Raw genomic sequence first — 16,064 nt, forward strand, 5'->3', positions numbered from 1 at the left:
CCAATGCTTGCGATAAAAACACCGCAGACCTGGTTTCATCAGTCTGGTATTCGTCATGACGCAGGAAAATATATTGCGCCGCTTACTCAACATATTTTGATTATTACCAGCGTAAAGGCATGGGCGCAGGTGAATCCTGGGCTGGAAGAGAGTCTGCGTGCCAGCGGCATTCGCTGGCAGACGGAGATCATGACCGGCTACTGTACCGAAGATGTGGTGGCCCGCTACGCGCTGCGGGCGAAAAAACTGGGGGTGCAGTTTATTGTTGGCGTCGGTGGTGGACGCGTGCTGGATACCGCCAAAGCCGTGGCCGATGCCCTTGAGGGCGGAGAATCCATCACTATTCCGACCCAGGCAGCAACCTGTGCCGCCTGGTCGCCGCTGGCGGTTTTCTATTCGGAAGAAGGGGCGCAAATTGACAGCCAGGCGCTGCGCACGCTGCCGCGCCTGGTGCTGGTAGACAGTGAGGTCATTGCCCGTAGCGACGTGCGGTATTTAAAAGCGGGTATCGTCGATGCGCTGGCGAAATGGTATGAGTTTCGTCCTTACTTACAGCACACGCCCAATAATCTGTCGCTGCAGCTGAAAGTCCAGAATGCGCGGTTGGCGGTCGATATCTATGCAAAGCATGGCGAGCAGGCGGTTCGCGACAATAAAGCGCAGGTTGTCTCAGAGGCGTTGATCAATGTCATCGATGCCAATATTGCGGTGGCGGGCATGGCCAACAGCGTGCGTGGCGAAATACCGACGCCGGGCGTTGCCCATGCCATTCATAATCGCCTGACGGAGGAACCGGCGCTGCGCAGCTGGCTGCACGGTGAGAAAGTCGGATTTAGCCTGCTGGTGCAGTCGATTCTGGAAAATGACAACACGCAGCCGGACCCTGAGCTGCTGGCGCTGCTGCGTCAGTACGAAATGCCGTTAACGCTGGCTCCGCTTAAGGAGATTCGCCTGGCGGTGATCCAGGCGGTGGCGCGGAGTATTCGCTTCCCCCGCGAGGCGGCGGAATATTTGCCGTTCACGCTTGAGCCTGCGCGCATTGAGCAGGCTCTGCGCCTTACAGAACAATACGTCTCAACCCGTGCGTATGCCCGTGATCTGGCGGGGTAGTGTCATCGGTCACGCACTGGAGATGGCCGTGGCGCACGCCGCGTTGGGCGATGACATCGTCGGCAAATTGCTGCACATCGCCCATTTTGCCTTTTAGCACGGCGATTTCCAGGCAGTCATCATGGTTGATATGCACGTGTAACGTGGCGACCGAGAGGTCGTGATGGTGGTGCTGCGTGGCGACAATGCGGCTCGCCAGGTCGCGCTTTTCATGTTCATACACGTATGACAGCACCGCATAGCCCCGCGTGTCCTGCTTGCGGGCCGCCTGCTGGGTCAGCGCATCGCGTAAAATATCCCGCAGCGCTTCGGAACGGTTGTTATAGCCACGGCGCTGGCTTAGATCGTCGAGGGTGACAAGCAGGTCATCATCAAGAGTAACGGTTACGCGTTGCATGGCAGAGTCCTTTGAGTTCGGGCCTTGGGAAAGGCGGGCAATACGGCCTGTTGCAGCTCCTGTCCGGCCGTGGAGGTAAAGCGCAGCGGCGTGGTGACGCCAACATCTTCGACAATGCCGCCATTTTCCATCACGATAACCCGCTGGCAAAAACGCTCTACCAGCCGCAGGTCGTGCGTGATAAACAGACAGGCGATGCCGGATTGCTGCTGTAACTGTTTGAGTAAACGGATAATCCCCGCCTGTAACAGCAAATCGAGGCTGGAGACCGCTTCATCCAGGATCAGCAATGTGGGCTGAGTGGCCAGTGCGCGGGCCAGACAGACGCGCTGCAACTGCCCACCGCTGAGCTGGGGCGGGCGTTGGTCGAGCAAGTTGCTCTCCAGTTCCACATCGCGCATCAACTGTTCGATGCGGACGAGCTGTTCCGCTTTGCTTAAGGTGAACAGATGGCGAAGCGGTTCGGCGAGAATTTCGCGCACCGTTTTACGCGGGTTGGCGGCGCTGATGGCGTCCTGAAACACCAGTTGAATATCCCGGCGGAAATCTTTTTTCAGCGCCCCCGACATTCTGGCAAGCGAGGTTCCCTGCCAGGTGATGTCGCCACTGACCGGCTTTTCCAGCCCGACCAGCAGCCGCGCCAGCGTGCTTTTGCCGCAGCCGCTACGCCCTAACAGCGCAACGCTTTCGCCGCTGGTCAGCGTCAGGGAGACATTATCCAACACCCTTTGCTGGTGATAGTGGTGCGATACGCCAGCAACATTCAGCAGATTCATTGGGCAAGCTCCATTCCATACAGCGCCAGATGCGCCGCCACCAGGTTGCGCGTCACCGGATGCTGCGGCGCGTTAAACAGCGCCTCGACGCTGCCCTGTTCGACAATACATCCTTCCTCCATCACCGCCACGTCATCGGCCAACCGCGCCACCACGCCCATATCATGGGTGATCAGCAGCATGCCGGAATGACGGGTATGTAAGAGATGCTCCAGCAGATCGAGAATTCTGGCCTGCGCCACGGCGTCGAGGTCGGTGGTCGGTTCATCGGCGACAATAAAGGCCGCATCGCTGAGGAGCGCCATGGCGATCATCATGCGCTGCAACATGCCGCCGCTCATCTCGAACGGGTAGAGCGTCAGCACGCGTTCCGGCGCGTCCAGCCCGACGTCGGTCAGGGCGGCGATAAGCGTCGCGTCATCCGCGGGTTTTCCCAGTGCCAGGCAGGTCTCGCGGGCGTGCGCCGCCATGGTTCGCAGCGGGTTAAAGGCGCTGCGCGGGTTTTGCATAATGGTCGCCACTTTGAGTCCACGCAGATCCTGCGCCGAGATGGGCTGACCATCCGCCAGCATAGTGCCAGCCGTTTGTCGTACACCCGCAGGCAATACGCCGAGTGCGGCGGCGCAGGTCAGCGATTTTCCGCTGCCACTTCCGCCGACCAGCGCCAGCACGCGCCCGCGTTTAAGGGTCAGCGAGACGTCATGGGTGAGGGGACGCTGCGCCTCAAGGGTGAAATTTCGCAGTTCAAGTTGCGCAGGCATCAGTGGGCGTGCTCCATTTCCAGATGAGGATCGAGGCGGTCGCGCAGGGCATCGCCCACCATGTTAAAGGCCATCACGCTGATAAACAGCGCCAGCCCCGGCCAGAACATTTGCAGCGGCTGCGTCCAGATATACTGGCGGGCATCGTTAATCATCACTCCCCATTCGGCGGTGGGGGCGCTGACGCCGAGTCCCAGAAATGACATCCCCGCCACGTGCAGCATCATATGGCCGATATCCAGCGTCGCCAGTACCAGCAGTGAAGGCACCACGGCCCCCGCCAGATGGTCAATAAACACCTGGGTATAACTCGCCCCGCTCATGCGCGAGGCCAGAATGTACTCGCGGCTGCGCAGGGAGATCACCAAGCTGCGCACCATGCGGGCATACCAGGCCCAGTGGGAGAGGGCGATGGCGATGATCACATTGGTTAGCCCGGTGCCAAGCACGCCAACCATAAAGAACGACAGGATCGAGGTGGGGAAAGTCATAAAGACATCGGCCACGCGCATAATCGCCTGATCGATACGCCCACCGGCAAGCCCGGCGCAGCCGCCGAGCGTCAGCCCCAGAACCAGCACCAGCAGCAGACAGGCCATCACCGAGCCTAACGAGACGCGGGTGGCGCTCAGCAGGCGAGAGAAAATATCCCGTCCCAGATGGTCGGTACCCAGCCAGTGTTCGTTGCCCGGCGGCAGCAGGCGGGCGGGCAGGTCGATTGCCTGCGGGTCATACGGCAGCCACCACTGGCAGGTTGCGGCGATGAGCAACAGCAGCGCCAGAATCAGCACGGCAAAACGTACCGACCAGCGGGCAGAACGCAGAAAATTCATGAGTGCGCTCCTTCATGATGGCGAATACGCGGGTCCAGCGCGGCGCTGAGCACATCCACCAGCAGGTTACACAGGGCGAAGACCATCACCATCACCAGCGTAAAACACTGAATAACCGGATAGTCGCGGTTAAAGATGGCCGACACGGCGTAGCGGCCAATCCCCGGCCAGGCAAAGATGCTTTCGATAATCATCGTGCCGCCAATCAGCTCCCCCACGTGCATGCCGAGGGCGGTGATCACCGGCAGCGAGGCGTTACGCAAAATATGCTGACGTTCGGTCTGTTTCTCACTTAACCCGCGCAGCCGTGCCCAGGTGACGTGCCGCTGCCCGGCGGCCTCCAGCATGCTGGCGCGCAGCAGTCGGGCGTTGATGGCGAGCGACATAAAAGCAATCGACACGGCGGGCAGCAGGATATTGCGCCAGCCGCCGTAGCCCATGGCCGGGAGCCATTGCAGATAGACCGAAAAGAACATCACCAGCAAAAATGCCAGCCAGAAGTTGGGCATCGAGACGCCGAGAAAGGCAATCAGACGCACCACATAGTCCGGCAGGCTGTTGCGGTGGCGCGCGGCCCAGATCCCCAGGGGCACAGAGGTCAGCAGAATCAAGATCAGCGCGACGCCCGCCAGCTGTAAGGTGGCGGGCAGGAAGTGCAGAACGTCATCCAGCACCGGGCGCTGGGTGGCGTACGAGATACCGAAGTCGAGATGCAGCGCCTGCCACAGCCAGTGCACATATTGCTGCACCAGTGGCTGATCCAGCCCCAGCATAATTCGCGTCGAGGCCACCATTTCCTGGGTGGGCGGCAGATTTGACAGGCGCAGATAATCCAGCGCCGGGTCGCCCGCTCCCATGCGCAGCAGCAGGAAGATGACCACCGACGCGGCGAGGATCATCGGGATAAGCAACAGTAAACGGCGAAATACGTAGCGTAGCATCAGCGTTTCACCGGGGTAATTTGCTCAAAAGGAATGTCGCTGGCGATAGGCGCGAAAGGAATAGCGCCCAGTTCAGGCTTCGCCACCACCAGCGTTGAGACGTAGCTGATGGGCAGATACACTGCCTCTTCATGCAGCCGGGTCAGGATGTCGCGATACAGCCCCTGACGCCGGGTTTCATCCCGCGTGGTCAGCACTTCACCAATCTCTTTGTCGATATGCGCTTTGTCCGGCAGGCCAAGCTGGGCCTGGTAATCGGCGTGAGACGGTACGCGCATCGAGCTTAAGAAAGCGTGCGGGTCGTACGGCGCGCCCCAGGTGCGGTTGAAAATCATGCCAAAACGGCCATCGCGCTGACGGGCGTAAATGCTGCTTTCTTCCTCGCCGACAAGCGCCGTATCCACGCCGATATCACGCAGGTTGGCCTGGATAATTTCCGCCATCGATTTGCTCATCGCGTCGGTGCCGATAAATGCCAGTTCGACATGCAGCGGCTGGCCCGCTTTTTCACGAATTGTTTTGCCGTTCGCCAGTTTCCAGCCGTCGTCGTCCAGCAGCGCACGGGCTTTTGCCGGGGCGTACTCGCGTGATTTGAGGTCAATATTGGCGTACGGCACGGTGGGGGCGAACAGGGTGTCGGCCACTTTTTGGGTGCCGTACAGCGCGCTATCAATCAGCGTCTTTTTATCGACCGCATAGTTGAGCGCTTCACGAACGGCCTGCTCATTAGTCGGCGCTTTCGCGGAATTTAGCGCCAGCATGACCGTTTCGACCGGGGCGGAAAGCTGGGTGTGTAACGCCGGGTTCTGGCTGAAACGGGCAAAGGTATCAAGCGGCAGCAGCCCTTCATTGCCGTACAGCAGGTCGATATCGCCGGTTTCAAATGCCACCGCGCGGCTGGTCGGCTCCGGAATCACTTTGATGGTGATTTTGCTCAAGGCCGGTTTTTCGCCCCAATAATGCTCGTTACGCACCATCACGTCGTATTGATTCAGCTTTGATTCCTGTAATACCCAGGGCCCGGTGCCAATGGGGGCGACAATGCCGTTCATGGTTTCGTGATTTTTAAACTGTGATGGCGCGATAAAGCGGAAGGGCCGCGGCAGGGCAAGCTCCTGCAGGAACGGGTAGTAGGCGCTTTTGAGGGTGATTTGCAGCTCATAGTCGCTGAGCGCTTTCACATCGGTAATTTGGTTGGCGAGCTCAAGCCAGGCGTGACGCTGGCGGTTATCGAGCACCGCGCGGAAGTTCTCTACCACCGCCTGGGCGTTAAACGGTTCACCGTTGGAGAAGGTCACGTCGCTGCGCAGGGTGAAAACCCAGGTTTTGCCATCTTCGGATGAGGTCCAGCTTTTTGCCAGCCAGGGCTTCACCGTGCCGTCGGCCTGATATTTCACCAGCGGCTCGTAGACCATGCTTTGGGCGAACATCTGGTTTGGTGTGTAGAGATGGGGGTTAAGCGGCCCCACGTTAACCGGCCAGGCGGTGGTTAATTCTTGTTGTGAATCGGCAGCCTGAGCAACGAACGCAGTACAGGCCAGCAGTAACGCACTAAGAGAGCGAAAGAACGACATGGTTTTCCCTGAAAATCTGCTACGAAAGGAGTATGACGATTCTATTGATTCAGCATACGAATACGGTGCGCGGGATCAAAAAAGACATAATAATAATGTGGAAATAGTAAAACGGCGAAATCGTACTGGTCAGCGCGAGGAGGCTGCGGGTAGCATGGGCTTTTTTCTGACGATGCGGAAAATCCTATGTCTTTAACGGTGCTGGCGGCGGGCAGCCTGAAACGCGCGTTTATTCCTTTACTTGAGCACTTTGGTGAACAGCACGGCCTGACGGTGGAGGCCCATTTTGGCCCGGCCGGGCTGTTGCGCGAACGGATTGAAGCCGGGGAACCCTGCTCGCTGTTCGCCTCTGCCAACAAGGTGCACCCGCAGGCGCTGCTGGCGACCGGGCGCGCCCGTGAGACGCACACCTTCGCCAGCAATCAACTGAACCTGACCGCCCGCCGCACGGCGCAGACCGACGGGGATGACTGGCTCACTCTACTGGCAAACCCGGCGCTTAAGTTGGGGACATCGACGCCGGGCTGCGATCCCTCTGGCGATTACACCTGGCAGCTGTTTGATGCCATCGAGCGTGAACGGCCGGGGCTGGGGCAGGCGCTGAAACAGCGCGCGTGCAAGCTGGTGGGCGGGCGCGACACGCTGAGCGTCCCGCCAGGGGAAATCGCCAGCGCGTGGCTGATTCGTCAGGGGCTGGCGGATCTGTTTATTGGCTATCGGCATTACGCGATGGTGCTGGCCAACGAGGCGGATTTGCGGGTGGTGGAAATCCCCGCTCCGTGTAATATCCGCTGTGATTATCAGCTGGCGCTGCTGGATGACGCCCCGGCAACCCAGGCGCTGGCGCAGTTTATTCTTGCCGCTGAGGGACAGGCGTTTCTGCGCGACGCCGGGTTTTTAGCGCCGGATGTCGAATAGCGGCGTGAGGACCGGACAACTGTAATCACCCACCTCAAGTTTGCGCACCGGCAAGCCGTAGGCGCGCTGTAAGTTTTCTTCGCTGAGCAGCGCATGGGTTTCCCCTGCCAGCCACTGTTGGTTGGGCAGCAATAACAGCGTGTGGTGAGCGACCTGTAGCGCATGGGTCGGATCGTGGGTGGTGAATACCACACTGCGCGCCTGGCAATGGGCCAGATCGCTGATCAGTTGTAGCACCACCTGCTGATTCGCCAGATCCAGCGCCGAGCAGGGCTCATCAAGCAGAATATTGTGATTACCGCTGACCAGCGCCCGGGCAATCATCACCAGTTGCTGCTGCCCGCCGGAGAGATTGCGAAACGGCGTGTGTGCCAGATGGCTGATGTTGAGCTGGGCCAGCGCCTGCGCGACCCGCTCCTCGTCATCTTTCGACGGCACGGAAAACAGCGCCACATGCCGCGCGCGGCCCATCAGCACCACTTCATGCACGTTCCAGGCGAAGGCCGGACGGAACGATTGCGGCACAATCCCGATGCCACCCTCAATGGAAAAGGTGCCCGCCAGCGGCGGCAATACGCCGGTGAGGGTATCCAGCAGGGTGCTTTTCCCCAGCCCGTTGGCTCCGAGTACCGCCCAGATATCGCCGGGCTGACAGCAGAAGCTGAGCGGCGAAAACAGCGGCTGGCTATGGCCATAGAGCAGGTTGTCGACGGTTAACGAGGCGGGCATCACTGGCGGCTCCTGCGGCTGTTATGAATAAGCAATCCGGCGAACACCGGTGCGCCGAGCAGCGCCGTGATAATGCCGATGGGGATTTCCGCCTGGGTGAGCGTGCGCGCCAGGTCATCCACCACGATCATAAAGCTGCCGCCAATCCAGAACGCGACGGGCAGCAGGCGGCGGTGATCGGCACCCACCAGCAGCCGCGCCAGATGCGGAATGACCAGCCCCACCCAGGCGATGCTGCCGCTGACCGCCACCTGGGAGGAAACCAGAATGGCGCAACAGACCAGCACGCTGCGGCGCAGGGTTTTGAGCGGAACGCCGAGCGCCAGCGCGTCTTTCTCTTCCAGCGCCAGCAGGTTGATGCGCCAGCGCAGTTGCAGCAGCACGAAAGACACGACGCTAACGGGGATCGCCAGCATCAGGACTTTATGCCAGTTGGCGGTGGCGAAACTGCCCAGCAGCCAAAAGACGATGTTGGGCAACGTCTCTTCGGTATCGGCCATGTACTGCATCAGGCTGACCAGCGCGGCAAAAAAGCCGCTCATAATGATCCCGGAGAGGATCAATACCAGCGTGTTTTCCCGCCCCTGTAGCGCGGCAATCAGCCAGACCAGCATCAGCGCCGCCAGCCCGAAGCTGAACGTTGAGGCGATCATCACCACCGGGCTGAACCCCAGCAGGATAGCCAGCGTGCCGCCAAATGCCGAGCCGGAAGTGACGCCGATAATGTGCGGGTCGACCAGTGGGTTTTGAAAGACCCCCTGCAACACCGCGCCGCACAAACCCAGCGCGCCGCCCGCCAGCAGGGCAATCAGAATAGGGGTAAACGCACCGACCAGACGATTTGCCCGGCCGGACCGTCCGGCGTTGAGAGCGTGAACAGCTGTGAGAGGACATCGCCCACGCTCAGGCGATACTGGCCGAGGCATAGCGAGCCCACGGCCAGTACCAGCGTCAACAGGATCAAACCACCGTGCAGTAACCGGTAGCGATTACTGTTTGGCATCCGGCTTCCAGTCCGTACGGTAGAAGCGTTTGTAGTAAGCCTGTGCCTGCGCATCTACGTCGATGTTTTTGTACTGTTCCGGGTAGAGTTTTTTCGCCATCCACAGTTCGCCAATCGCCAGCGCATCCGGCATCGGGTAGCCCCAGGCTTTGGCGTATTCCGGCATCAGCCAGACGCGATGGTTTTTCACAGCGTCAATTTGCTGCCAGTTCGGATCGGTCTGGATCGCTTTCACCACTTCCGGGTAGCGATCCTGAACGAAGATCACCTGCGGGTTCCACTGCAGAACCTGCTCCAGGGAGACCTGTTTCGCCCCTTTGACGGTAGCGGCGGCCACGTTCATGGCCCCGGCGTGTTCCATCATCAGACCGGTGTATTTGCCGGAGCCGTAGGTGTTCAGATCCGGGTTCGCCATATAGACGCGCACGCGTTTGTCTGCCGGAATGTTAGCGACCGGCGTGTTGAATTTCGCCCGGGCATCGAAGGTGTATTTGATGAGATCTTCCGCCTGCGCTTTGCGGTCAACCACGTCACCAATCAGGCGAATACCCTGTTTCAGGCCGTTGTTGTAGGCCGTCTCTTCATCCGCCATGGTTGGGTTCATTTTGTTTTTCTCGCCCGCTGCGTCTTCACGCAGGGAGACTGCGACAACCGGCACACCGGCGTTTTCAATCTGCTGGATCATATCCGCCGGGGCGTAGTTGGCGATAAACACCACCTGCGGATGCAGGGCCAGTAGGCTTTCAATGTTCACCTGCGTCAGATCGCCCGGCGTGGCCAGTTTTTCAATGCCCGGCATAAAGCGCGCGAACTCCGGCCCGAGCTGTTTTTTCCAACTGCTCAGCACGCCCACCACGTCGTCAGCGGCGTTGAGTTGGACCAGGAGATTCAGGGTCTGGTGTTGTAACACCACCGCGCGGGTGACGTGGTCAGGCAGGGTGACCAGGCGTCCAAGCTGGTCGGTGATGGTGCGGTCTGCCATCGCAGAAGGGAGGGTGAAAAGTGTGGCACAGGCTAGCACGGCACCCAACGCAATACGTTTTAGATTATGGGTCATGGTTATCGCTCTAAGGGGAAAAGGGAAAAAGCGATATATATTAGAGTATACAGCGTTGGCGAAAGTAAACGCCTGTCGGAGAAATACTCCTTTATTGCCCGCCGTTGGCTACTGGGTTTTGAACAGTTGCAGCAGCGTTTCTACCTGTTCATCCAGCGGCATCAAATCTTTTTTCACAATCAGATGCAGCGGCGTTGCGCGGCGCGAGCCGTGGCTTAAGGGCAGGATTTTCAGTACGCCGCTGGCAAGCAGTGGCCCAATGCGCTCTTCCGGCAGCCAGCCGTAACCCACCTGATACTGCACCGCTTCCACGGCGGCATCGATGGTGGAAAAAGTCCATGACTCACCGCTCTCCTGCGGCAGGCGGTTTTCCCGATCGGCGATGCGAATCAGCGGCCAGGCGGCGAGGATATCATCGGTAATCGCCGTTTCAGCACGCAGCGGATGATCCCGATGGGCGACGGCGACAAAGTCGATATTCATCAGCCATTCGCCGCGCCCGGTCATGTCCTGGCGGCGGGTGAGCACCAGCACGTCGGCTTCGGCGTGGGCGGGGCGTTCCACAGAGGCGTTTTCCAGCACTTCGGTCAGATGCACCTGGGTTTGCGGATAGCGCTGCTGGAACTGACGCAAAATGGCGAACAGGCGCGAACGCGGAAAGATGCTGTCGACCACCAGGTCCAGGCGTGTGCGCAGACCGTTACGCAGCGTGGCGGCGCGGGTTTCCACATAATCAAAGGCTTTCAGCAGCGGTTTGACCTGACTGAGGAGCAGCTCGCCCGAGGGTGTCAGGACGGCGCGACGCCCCTCCTGCTTCAGCAATGCCACCCCCAGACGTTCTTGCAGCAGGCTCAGGTTGTAGCTGACGGAAGACTGGCTGCGATGCGTCTCTTCTGCAGCCTTCGCAAAACTGCCCAGCTCCACCACTTTTTGCAGCAGCGACCATTGTTCCAGCGTTGTTTTGTGCATAACACATCTAAAAAATGAATGAATTTGATTCAAACATAGCGTTATTCATTCATTTTTTGAAGCAGTACGATCTCCTCATCGATTAAGAGGAGAAGAGTTATGAGCAGCTTTGATAAACATGACCTGAGCGGTTTCGTCGGCAAACATCTGGTTTATACCTACGATAACGGCTGGAATTACGAGATTTATGTGAAAAACGCCACCACCCTGGATTACCGTATTCACAGCGGTATCGTGGCAAACCGTTGGGTGAAAAACCAGCAGGCGTACATTGTGCGTGTGGGGGAAAGCATCTACAAAATCTCCTGGACCGAACCGACCGGTACCGACGTTAGCCTGATCGTTAACCTCGGCGATCGTCTGTTCCATGGCACGATCTTCTTCCCGCGTTGGGTGATCAACAATCCGGAAAAAACCGTCTGCTTCCAGAACGATCATATTCCGCTGATGGAATCTTATCGTGCGGCTGGCCCGGCGTACCCGACCGAAGTGATTGATGAGTTTGCGACTATCACCTTTGTACGTGACTGTGGCGCAGACAATGACAGCGTCATCGCCTGCGCCGCTAGTGAGCTTCCGGCGGATTTCCCGAATAACCTGCGTTAAGGCAGGCTACCCTGGCAGGCGGCTTTTCGGCCTGCCAGGGCCAAGCAAAATCGCCAGCTTGCTGCCGCCAGCGGTGGTTTCCATCCAGATTTTACACACGCTGGTCAGCGGCACGGAAAGCAGCATCCCCACCGGACCCAGCAGCCATCCCCATATCAGCAACGACAGAAATACCACCAGGGTCGACATGCCCAGCCGGTGACCCATCATCTTCGGTTCCAGAATATTGCCGATAATCATATGCACGACCAGGAACAGGCCGCCGACCAGCAGACATTCATACATACCGTTAAATAGCAACGCCTGAATCATCGGCGGAATGGCCGAAATGACCGAACCGATGTTAGGCACGTAGTTGAGCAGAAACGCCAGCACCCCCCAAATCAGCGCGAACTGCACATCCATAATGGCCAGCCCCGCCCAGACAATCACCCCCGTCCATAAGCTCAGCAGCGTTTTCAGCGCCAGATAGTGGGAAACCCCTTTCAGCGCCCGGTGCAGACCGGCGATATGGATTTGCGGGTTGTTCAGGGCAAAACGCAGTTTGTACGGCACATGGCGCACTTCGAAGAGCATAAAGATGAGCGTCATGAGCAGCAAAACAATGCTTGCCATGGCGTTTGATAACTGGGTCATCAGCGCGGTGGCAAAGCTCATCAGTCGGTCGGAGTCCATCCGTTGCAGCATACGCTCTGGCGATATGTGCAGGTGCAGGAAGGGGAGCGCGTCCTGGAGCTGGAGAAACTTACGCGTGAACTCACGGTTGTATTTCGGGAGCAGGGTCATAAAGTCATTCACCGATGCGGCCAGCACGCCAACCAGCGCGGTGAGGAAGATCAGCATCACCACCACCACAATGGCAATGGCTGCGGGTCGCTTTAATCCCCGGCGAATAAACCAGGTGACCAGCGGGTTAAGTACAATCGCGAAAAAGAGCGCCAGCAAGAGCTGGACAATGATGTCGGCGGCCGCATGGATGCCGGCCAGAATAATGACCAATGAGGCCAGTTTAAGAAGAATGTGTAAACCCGCACGATCGGGCTGGGGTTGAGTCATGGGCAATTCCTTTTTGTATACCGCCCGCTAAGTGTAGGCTAAGTGTAGCTATTGGCGGGCGCTTCGCCTGAGGCAGATATTCTTAATCTGCTTGCTGATTTTCCTGTCGTGACGTGGTAATAGTGAAACATCGTTGTGAATATCTGGTGACCCCACATGCCCGAACAAGCCGCTGAACCGGCGCTAAGCGGATTGCGTCTCAATCTGCGGATTCTGTCCGTCGTTATCTTTAACTTCGCAAGCTATCTCACTATTGGTCTGCCGCTGGCGGTATTGCCCGGTTACGTGCATGACAACCTGGGTTACAGCGCCTTCTGGGCGGGGCTGGTGATCAGTTTGCAATACTTCGCCACGCTAATAAGCCGCCCGCACGCAGGACGTTATGCCGACTCGCTGGGACCGAAAAAAGTGGTGGTCTTTGGCCTGGTTGGCGCGTTTCTCTGTGGCCTGTGTTACTGGCTGGCGGACCTGCAAAGTGCGTCGCCGTTGTTAAGCCTGGTGCTGCTGTGCCTGGGGCGCGTGATTCTGGGTGTCGGGCAAAGTTTTACCGGCACCGGGTCGATGCTCTGGGGCGTGGGGGTGGTTGGTTCGCTGCATATCGCCCGCGTTATTTCCTGGAATGGTATCGCTACCTATGGCGCGATGGCGCTTGGCGCGCCGCTTGGCGTGGTTTGCTACACCTACGCCGGGCTGAGCGGTTTGGGCTGGTTTATCATGGCGGTGGTGTTCATTGCGCTTGTCTGTGCGCTGCCCCGTGCGGAGGTTAAAGCCAGCAAAGGCAAGCCGCTGCCGTTCCGGGCGGTGCTGGGGCGCGTGTGGCTGTATGGCATGGGTCTGGCGCTGGGTACCGTTGGGTTTGGCGTTATCGCCACCTTCATCACCTTCTTCTATGCCGCCAAAGGTTGGGATGGCGCGGCATTCGCCCTGACGCTGTTTAGCCTGGCTTTCGTTGGCGCACGTCTGGTTTTCCCTGGCAGCATCAATCGTTTTGGTGGCCTGAATGTGGCGCTGGTCTGTTTTGCGGTGGAAATCGTGGGGCTGGTGCTGGTGGGCGTTGCCGATTCACCATGGATAGCGAAAGCCGGGGTGCTATTGACGGGGGCTGGTTTCTCGCTGGTGTTCCCGGCGCTGGGCGTGGTGGCGGTGAAAGCCGTGCCGCAACACAACCAGGGTGCAGCACTGGGCACGTATACGGTGTTTATGGATATGTCGCTGGGGATTACCGGGCCAGTTGCTGGTTTGCTGATGAGCTGGACGGGGGTTTCGATGGTCTATCTGCTGACGGCATTGCTGGTAGCGGGGGCGATGGTGCTGACGGTATGGCTAAAAAAACGGCCTCTTGTCGAGGCCGCTTCCTGATTATTTGATGACCAGCGTGTTAACAATGTTTTCCGCTGCGGTCTGTGCCTGCTGCTGGTTATCTGCCGGCAGCGTCACCTGCAGGGTCAGCAGTTTGTTATCCACTTTCCCCAGCACCACGGTAGACCAGGCGGTCTGACCTTTGGCGGAGATAATGCTGTCGAGCTGCTGCAGTTTCTGGCCTTTCAGCTCAATGGATTTGTTGGTGACGACCTGCAACTGCGGGTCGCGGCTGCGCTGTTGGTCTTCCAGACGTTTTGCCAGCGTATCCAGATCTTCTTGTGTATCGTCGCCTACAATCACGATGACCGCTCTCTGACCGGTTGAGTCAGAATAGACGTGCATGTTGTTGGACTGCGTACCCAGTTTTCCACTCTGATTGGTCATCTCAGCGGGCAGCGAGAAGCTGAGTTTGCCATCGAGCAGCGTCACCGGCTGACCGGAGGCGTTGCTTTCTGCTGAGGCACCCTGCGCGGGTGCTTTCGTGCTGTCGCTGTTGTCGCAGGCCGCCAGACCCATTACCAGCAGGCCAATACCGACATATTTAACCAGATTGCGCATTGACTTCTTCCTTTCGATAAACAGCCATAACGGCTCATGCGGCACATCTTACCACAACTGACAACGCGTACTCTTAACTGGCCTGTAACGCCGATATTTCAGATTTGTCTGCCAGCCTTTTCAGCAACATATTCAACAACACACCGTACATCGGCAGGAAGAACGCAATGCTGATAATGACCTTAAAGGCGAAGTCGACCAGTGCGATTTCCATCCAGTGTGCAGCCATAAAGGCATCCGGGCTGTGCCAGAAGGCGATAAAGAAGAACGCGAGAGTGTCGCTGGCGTTGCCAAACACGGTGGACGCCGCCGGAGCAAGCCACCAGCGCTTGTTCTGGCGCAGGCGGTTAAAGACATGCACGTCGAGGATCTGCCCCAGCGCGTAAGCCATAAAGCTGGCGGTGGCGATACGGGCCACGAACAGGTTGAAATGGGTCAGTGCTTCAAAGCCCTGCCAGCTTCCCATGTAAAACAGCGACGAGATACCGTAGGAGATGACCAGCGCAGGCACCATCACGGCGAAAATAATCCGTCGGGCGAGCGGCGCGCCAAAGATACGCACGGTCAAATCTGTCGCAAGGAAGATAAACGGGAAACTGAATGCGCCCCAGGTGGTGTGGAAGCCGAAAATGCTGACCGGCAGCTGCACCAGATAGTTACTGGAGGTGATCACCAGCAGGTGGAAAAGGGATAGCCAGAACAGCGCTTTCATGCGCTGAGTTTGTGAAAACTGCGTCATAGATGACCTTTTTATAGTTGGGGTGAGGGAACCCAATAAATATTTAACACGCTATTTTATTTACCAATTTGACATCGGGCAGTGCTCGCAATCCTCACGTACTCTGTGTACGCTCCGGTTGCTGTGCGCTGGCCTCAATCAAACTGACTGCGCCAATAACGCGTGTTGATACTGTGCAAAGCCGCAGAATGATACTGCAACACTCAGTTGATGCAATGGTTATTTTTAACGCAATCGTTAACCTGGCTTGCGTCACAAAATGGGCAGCGTAAACTAATGCCGTTTTTTCCCGTGTGAGATGAAGATGACCGACCCCTTTACTACCGCCGACCATACGCTGGACGCGCAGGGCCTGCGCTGCCCGGAACCGGTGATGATGGTGCGTAAGACCGTGCGCAATATGCAGCCTGGCGAAACCTTACTGGTGATTGCTGACGATCCGGCCACGACCCGCGATATTCCTGGCTTCTGCCGTTTTATGGAGCATGAGCTGGTTGCACATGAGACCGAGTCGCTGCCATACCGCTATCTGGTGCGTAAAGGGCAGTGACCGTGTTGGGGGGGAGCGGTGCGTGAGTGCGTGCATTTCCCCCTCACCTAACCCTCTCCCTTAATGGAGAGGGGACCGATCGAGCCGTATTTTATTCTCCCTTTTGATGGTGCAAATTTCCGGAT

The 16,064-nt window shown here is 58.2% G+C and carries 17 protein-coding genes and 1 pseudogene; 5 read left to right on the forward strand and 13 right to left on the reverse strand.

The window, feature by feature from the left end; all coding sequences use genetic code 11:
- Nucleotides 1-3: 3 nt before the first annotated feature.
- Complete coding sequence (locus ACSZPU_RS00070; RefSeq protein ID WP_498994218.1) at nucleotides 4-1,110, forward strand: iron-containing alcohol dehydrogenase family protein; 1,107 nt, start codon at nucleotides 4-6, stop codon at nucleotides 1,108-1,110.
- Here the strand turns inward: ACSZPU_RS00070 and nikR are convergent.
- Genes nikR through nikA form a run of 6 tightly spaced genes read right to left on the reverse strand, consistent with a single transcriptional unit; the run spans nucleotide 1,058 to nucleotide 6,392 of the window.
- A complete protein-coding gene (gene nikR, locus ACSZPU_RS00075) occupies nucleotides 1,058-1,507 on the reverse strand; it encodes a nickel-responsive transcriptional regulator NikR (RefSeq protein WP_498994219.1) in 450 nt (149 codons plus the stop codon). The two genes, ACSZPU_RS00070 and nikR, sit on opposite strands and share 53 nt — an antisense overlap.
- Nucleotides 1,495-2,283, reverse strand: coding sequence for a nickel import ATP-binding protein NikE (gene nikE / locus ACSZPU_RS00080; protein WP_498994221.1), 789 nt, complete (start codon nucleotides 2,281-2,283; stop codon nucleotides 1,495-1,497). Before nikE ends, nikR begins: the two co-directional genes overlap by 13 nt.
- Nucleotides 2,280-3,044 carry a nickel import ATP-binding protein NikD gene (gene nikD, locus ACSZPU_RS00085; RefSeq protein WP_498994223.1) on the reverse strand — a complete coding sequence of 255 codons (765 nt, stop codon included), beginning with the start codon at nucleotides 3,042-3,044 and terminating at the stop codon, nucleotides 2,280-2,282. Before nikD ends, nikE begins: the two co-directional genes overlap by 4 nt.
- The gene (gene nikC / locus ACSZPU_RS00090; protein ID WP_498994226.1) at nucleotides 3,044-3,877 is read right to left on the reverse strand and encodes a nickel ABC transporter permease subunit NikC; all 834 of its coding nucleotides are present in this window, start codon (nucleotides 3,875-3,877) and stop codon (nucleotides 3,044-3,046) included. The genes nikD and nikC overlap by 1 nt, the downstream gene beginning before the upstream one ends.
- Nucleotides 3,874-4,818 (reverse strand): nickel ABC transporter permease subunit NikB, encoded by a 945-nt coding sequence (gene nikB / locus ACSZPU_RS00095; protein WP_498994232.1) that lies wholly within the window; start codon nucleotides 4,816-4,818, stop codon nucleotides 3,874-3,876. Before nikB ends, nikC begins: the two co-directional genes overlap by 4 nt.
- Nucleotides 4,818-6,392 carry a nickel ABC transporter substrate-binding protein gene (gene nikA, locus ACSZPU_RS00100; RefSeq protein ID WP_498994235.1) on the reverse strand — a complete coding sequence of 525 codons (1,575 nt, stop codon included), beginning with the start codon at nucleotides 6,390-6,392 and terminating at the stop codon, nucleotides 4,818-4,820. Before nikA ends, nikB begins: the two co-directional genes overlap by 1 nt.
- A 186-nt stretch (nucleotides 6,393-6,578) precedes the next feature.
- On the opposite strand from nikA, the gene ACSZPU_RS00105 reads away from it, so the two are divergent.
- A complete protein-coding gene (locus ACSZPU_RS00105) occupies nucleotides 6,579-7,310 on the forward strand; it encodes a substrate-binding domain-containing protein (protein ID WP_498994237.1) in 732 nt (243 codons plus the stop codon).
- Here the strand turns inward: ACSZPU_RS00105 and ACSZPU_RS00110 are convergent.
- From ACSZPU_RS00110 to ACSZPU_RS00125, 4 genes and pseudogenes are all read right to left on the reverse strand, one after another.
- Nucleotides 7,290-8,039: an ABC transporter ATP-binding protein gene (locus tag ACSZPU_RS00110; RefSeq protein ID WP_498994240.1), complete on the reverse strand. Its 750-nt coding sequence runs from the start codon at nucleotides 8,037-8,039 to the stop codon at nucleotides 7,290-7,292. The two genes, ACSZPU_RS00105 and ACSZPU_RS00110, sit on opposite strands and share 21 nt — an antisense overlap.
- Nucleotides 8,039-9,042, reverse strand: a pseudogene (locus ACSZPU_RS00115) (FecCD family ABC transporter permease). The gene ACSZPU_RS00110 and the pseudogene ACSZPU_RS00115 overlap by 1 nt, the downstream one beginning before the upstream one ends.
- Complete coding sequence (locus ACSZPU_RS00120) at nucleotides 9,029-10,024, reverse strand: ABC transporter substrate-binding protein (RefSeq protein ID WP_498994387.1); 996 nt, start codon at nucleotides 10,022-10,024, stop codon at nucleotides 9,029-9,031. The pseudogene ACSZPU_RS00115 and the gene ACSZPU_RS00120 overlap by 14 nt, the downstream one beginning before the upstream one ends.
- A 183-nt stretch (nucleotides 10,025-10,207) precedes the next feature.
- Entirely contained in the window at nucleotides 10,208-11,068 is an 861-nt protein-coding gene (locus ACSZPU_RS00125; protein ID WP_498994242.1) for a LysR family transcriptional regulator, read from the reverse strand.
- 99 nt (nucleotides 11,069-11,167) lie between these two features.
- Between ACSZPU_RS00125 and ACSZPU_RS00130 the strand changes: the two genes are divergently transcribed.
- A complete protein-coding gene (locus ACSZPU_RS00130; protein WP_498994243.1) occupies nucleotides 11,168-11,674 on the forward strand; it encodes a phenolic acid decarboxylase in 507 nt (168 codons plus the stop codon).
- 6 nt (nucleotides 11,675-11,680) lie between these two features.
- Here the strand turns inward: ACSZPU_RS00130 and ACSZPU_RS00135 are convergent, their stop codons facing one another.
- Complete coding sequence (locus ACSZPU_RS00135; protein WP_498994245.1) at nucleotides 11,681-12,730, reverse strand: AI-2E family transporter; 1,050 nt, start codon at nucleotides 12,728-12,730, stop codon at nucleotides 11,681-11,683.
- A 156-nt stretch (nucleotides 12,731-12,886) separates the two neighbouring features.
- On the opposite strand from ACSZPU_RS00135, the gene ACSZPU_RS00140 reads away from it, so the two are divergent.
- Nucleotides 12,887-14,089, forward strand: a complete 1,203-nt coding sequence (locus tag ACSZPU_RS00140) for an MFS transporter (RefSeq protein WP_498994247.1) — start codon at nucleotides 12,887-12,889, stop codon at nucleotides 14,087-14,089.
- Here ACSZPU_RS00140 and ACSZPU_RS00145 read toward each other — a convergent pair whose 3' ends face one another.
- Together ACSZPU_RS00145 and ACSZPU_RS00150 are read right to left on the reverse strand one after the other, a co-directional pair.
- A complete protein-coding gene (locus tag ACSZPU_RS00145; RefSeq protein WP_498994249.1) occupies nucleotides 14,090-14,650 on the reverse strand; it encodes a DcrB family lipoprotein in 561 nt (186 codons plus the stop codon). It abuts the gene before it with no gap.
- Nucleotides 14,651-14,723: 73 nt separating this feature from the next.
- Nucleotides 14,724-15,389, reverse strand: a complete 666-nt coding sequence (locus ACSZPU_RS00150) for a 7-cyano-7-deazaguanine/7-aminomethyl-7-deazaguanine transporter (protein WP_498994251.1) — start codon at nucleotides 15,387-15,389, stop codon at nucleotides 14,724-14,726.
- Nucleotides 15,390-15,693: 304 nt separating this feature from the next.
- Here ACSZPU_RS00150 and tusA point away from each other — a divergent pair, with 304 nt between their 5' ends.
- On the forward strand, nucleotides 15,694-15,939 hold the full coding sequence (tusA, locus tag ACSZPU_RS00155) for a sulfurtransferase TusA (RefSeq protein ID WP_498994254.1): 246 nt from the start codon (nucleotides 15,694-15,696) through the stop codon (nucleotides 15,937-15,939).
- Nucleotides 15,940-16,064: the final 125 nt, after the last annotated feature.

The organism is Phytobacter sp. V69 (genome assembly GCF_965644215.1).
Taxonomy (GTDB): domain Bacteria; phylum Pseudomonadota; class Gammaproteobacteria; order Enterobacterales; family Enterobacteriaceae; genus Phytobacter.

Coding starts and splice junctions, on each gene's coding strand:
- nikC (WP_498994226.1), bottom strand. CDS start 3,877: ATGAATTTTCTGCGTTCTGCCCGCTGGTCGGTACGTTTTGCCGTGCTG.
- nikA (WP_498994235.1), bottom strand. CDS start 6,392: ATGTCGTTCTTTCGCTCTCTTAGTGCGTTACTGCTGGCCTGTACTGCG.
- ACSZPU_RS00150 (WP_498994251.1), bottom strand. CDS start 15,389: ATGACGCAGTTTTCACAAACTCAGCGCATGAAAGCGCTGTTCTGGCTA.
- nikE (WP_498994221.1), bottom strand. CDS start 2,283: ATGAATCTGCTGAATGTTGCTGGCGTATCGCACCACTATCACCAGCAA.
- ACSZPU_RS00120 (WP_498994387.1), bottom strand. CDS start 10,024: ATGGCAGACCGCACCATCACCGACCAGCTTGGACGCCTGGTCACCCTG.
- ACSZPU_RS00145 (WP_498994249.1), bottom strand. CDS start 14,650: ATGCGCAATCTGGTTAAATATGTCGGTATTGGCCTGCTGGTAATGGGT.
- tusA (WP_498994254.1), top strand. CDS start 15,694: ATGACCGACCCCTTTACTACCGCCGACCATACGCTGGACGCGCAGGGC.
- ACSZPU_RS00110 (WP_498994240.1), bottom strand. CDS start 8,039: ATGCCCGCCTCGTTAACCGTCGACAACCTGCTCTATGGCCATAGCCAG.
- ACSZPU_RS00130 (WP_498994243.1), top strand. CDS start 11,168: ATGAGCAGCTTTGATAAACATGACCTGAGCGGTTTCGTCGGCAAACAT.
- nikR (WP_498994219.1), bottom strand. CDS start 1,507: ATGCAACGCGTAACCGTTACTCTTGATGATGACCTGCTTGTCACCCTC.
- nikB (WP_498994232.1), bottom strand. CDS start 4,818: ATGCTACGCTACGTATTTCGCCGTTTACTGTTGCTTATCCCGATGATC.
- ACSZPU_RS00070 (WP_498994218.1), top strand. CDS start 4: ATGCTTGCGATAAAAACACCGCAGACCTGGTTTCATCAGTCTGGTATT.
- ACSZPU_RS00135 (WP_498994245.1), bottom strand. CDS start 12,730: ATGACTCAACCCCAGCCCGATCGTGCGGGTTTACACATTCTTCTTAAA.
- ACSZPU_RS00105 (WP_498994237.1), top strand. CDS start 6,579: ATGTCTTTAACGGTGCTGGCGGCGGGCAGCCTGAAACGCGCGTTTATT.
- ACSZPU_RS00140 (WP_498994247.1), top strand. CDS start 12,887: ATGCCCGAACAAGCCGCTGAACCGGCGCTAAGCGGATTGCGTCTCAAT.
- ACSZPU_RS00125 (WP_498994242.1), bottom strand. CDS start 11,068: ATGCACAAAACAACGCTGGAACAATGGTCGCTGCTGCAAAAAGTGGTG.
- nikD (WP_498994223.1), bottom strand. CDS start 3,044: ATGCCTGCGCAACTTGAACTGCGAAATTTCACCCTTGAGGCGCAGCGT.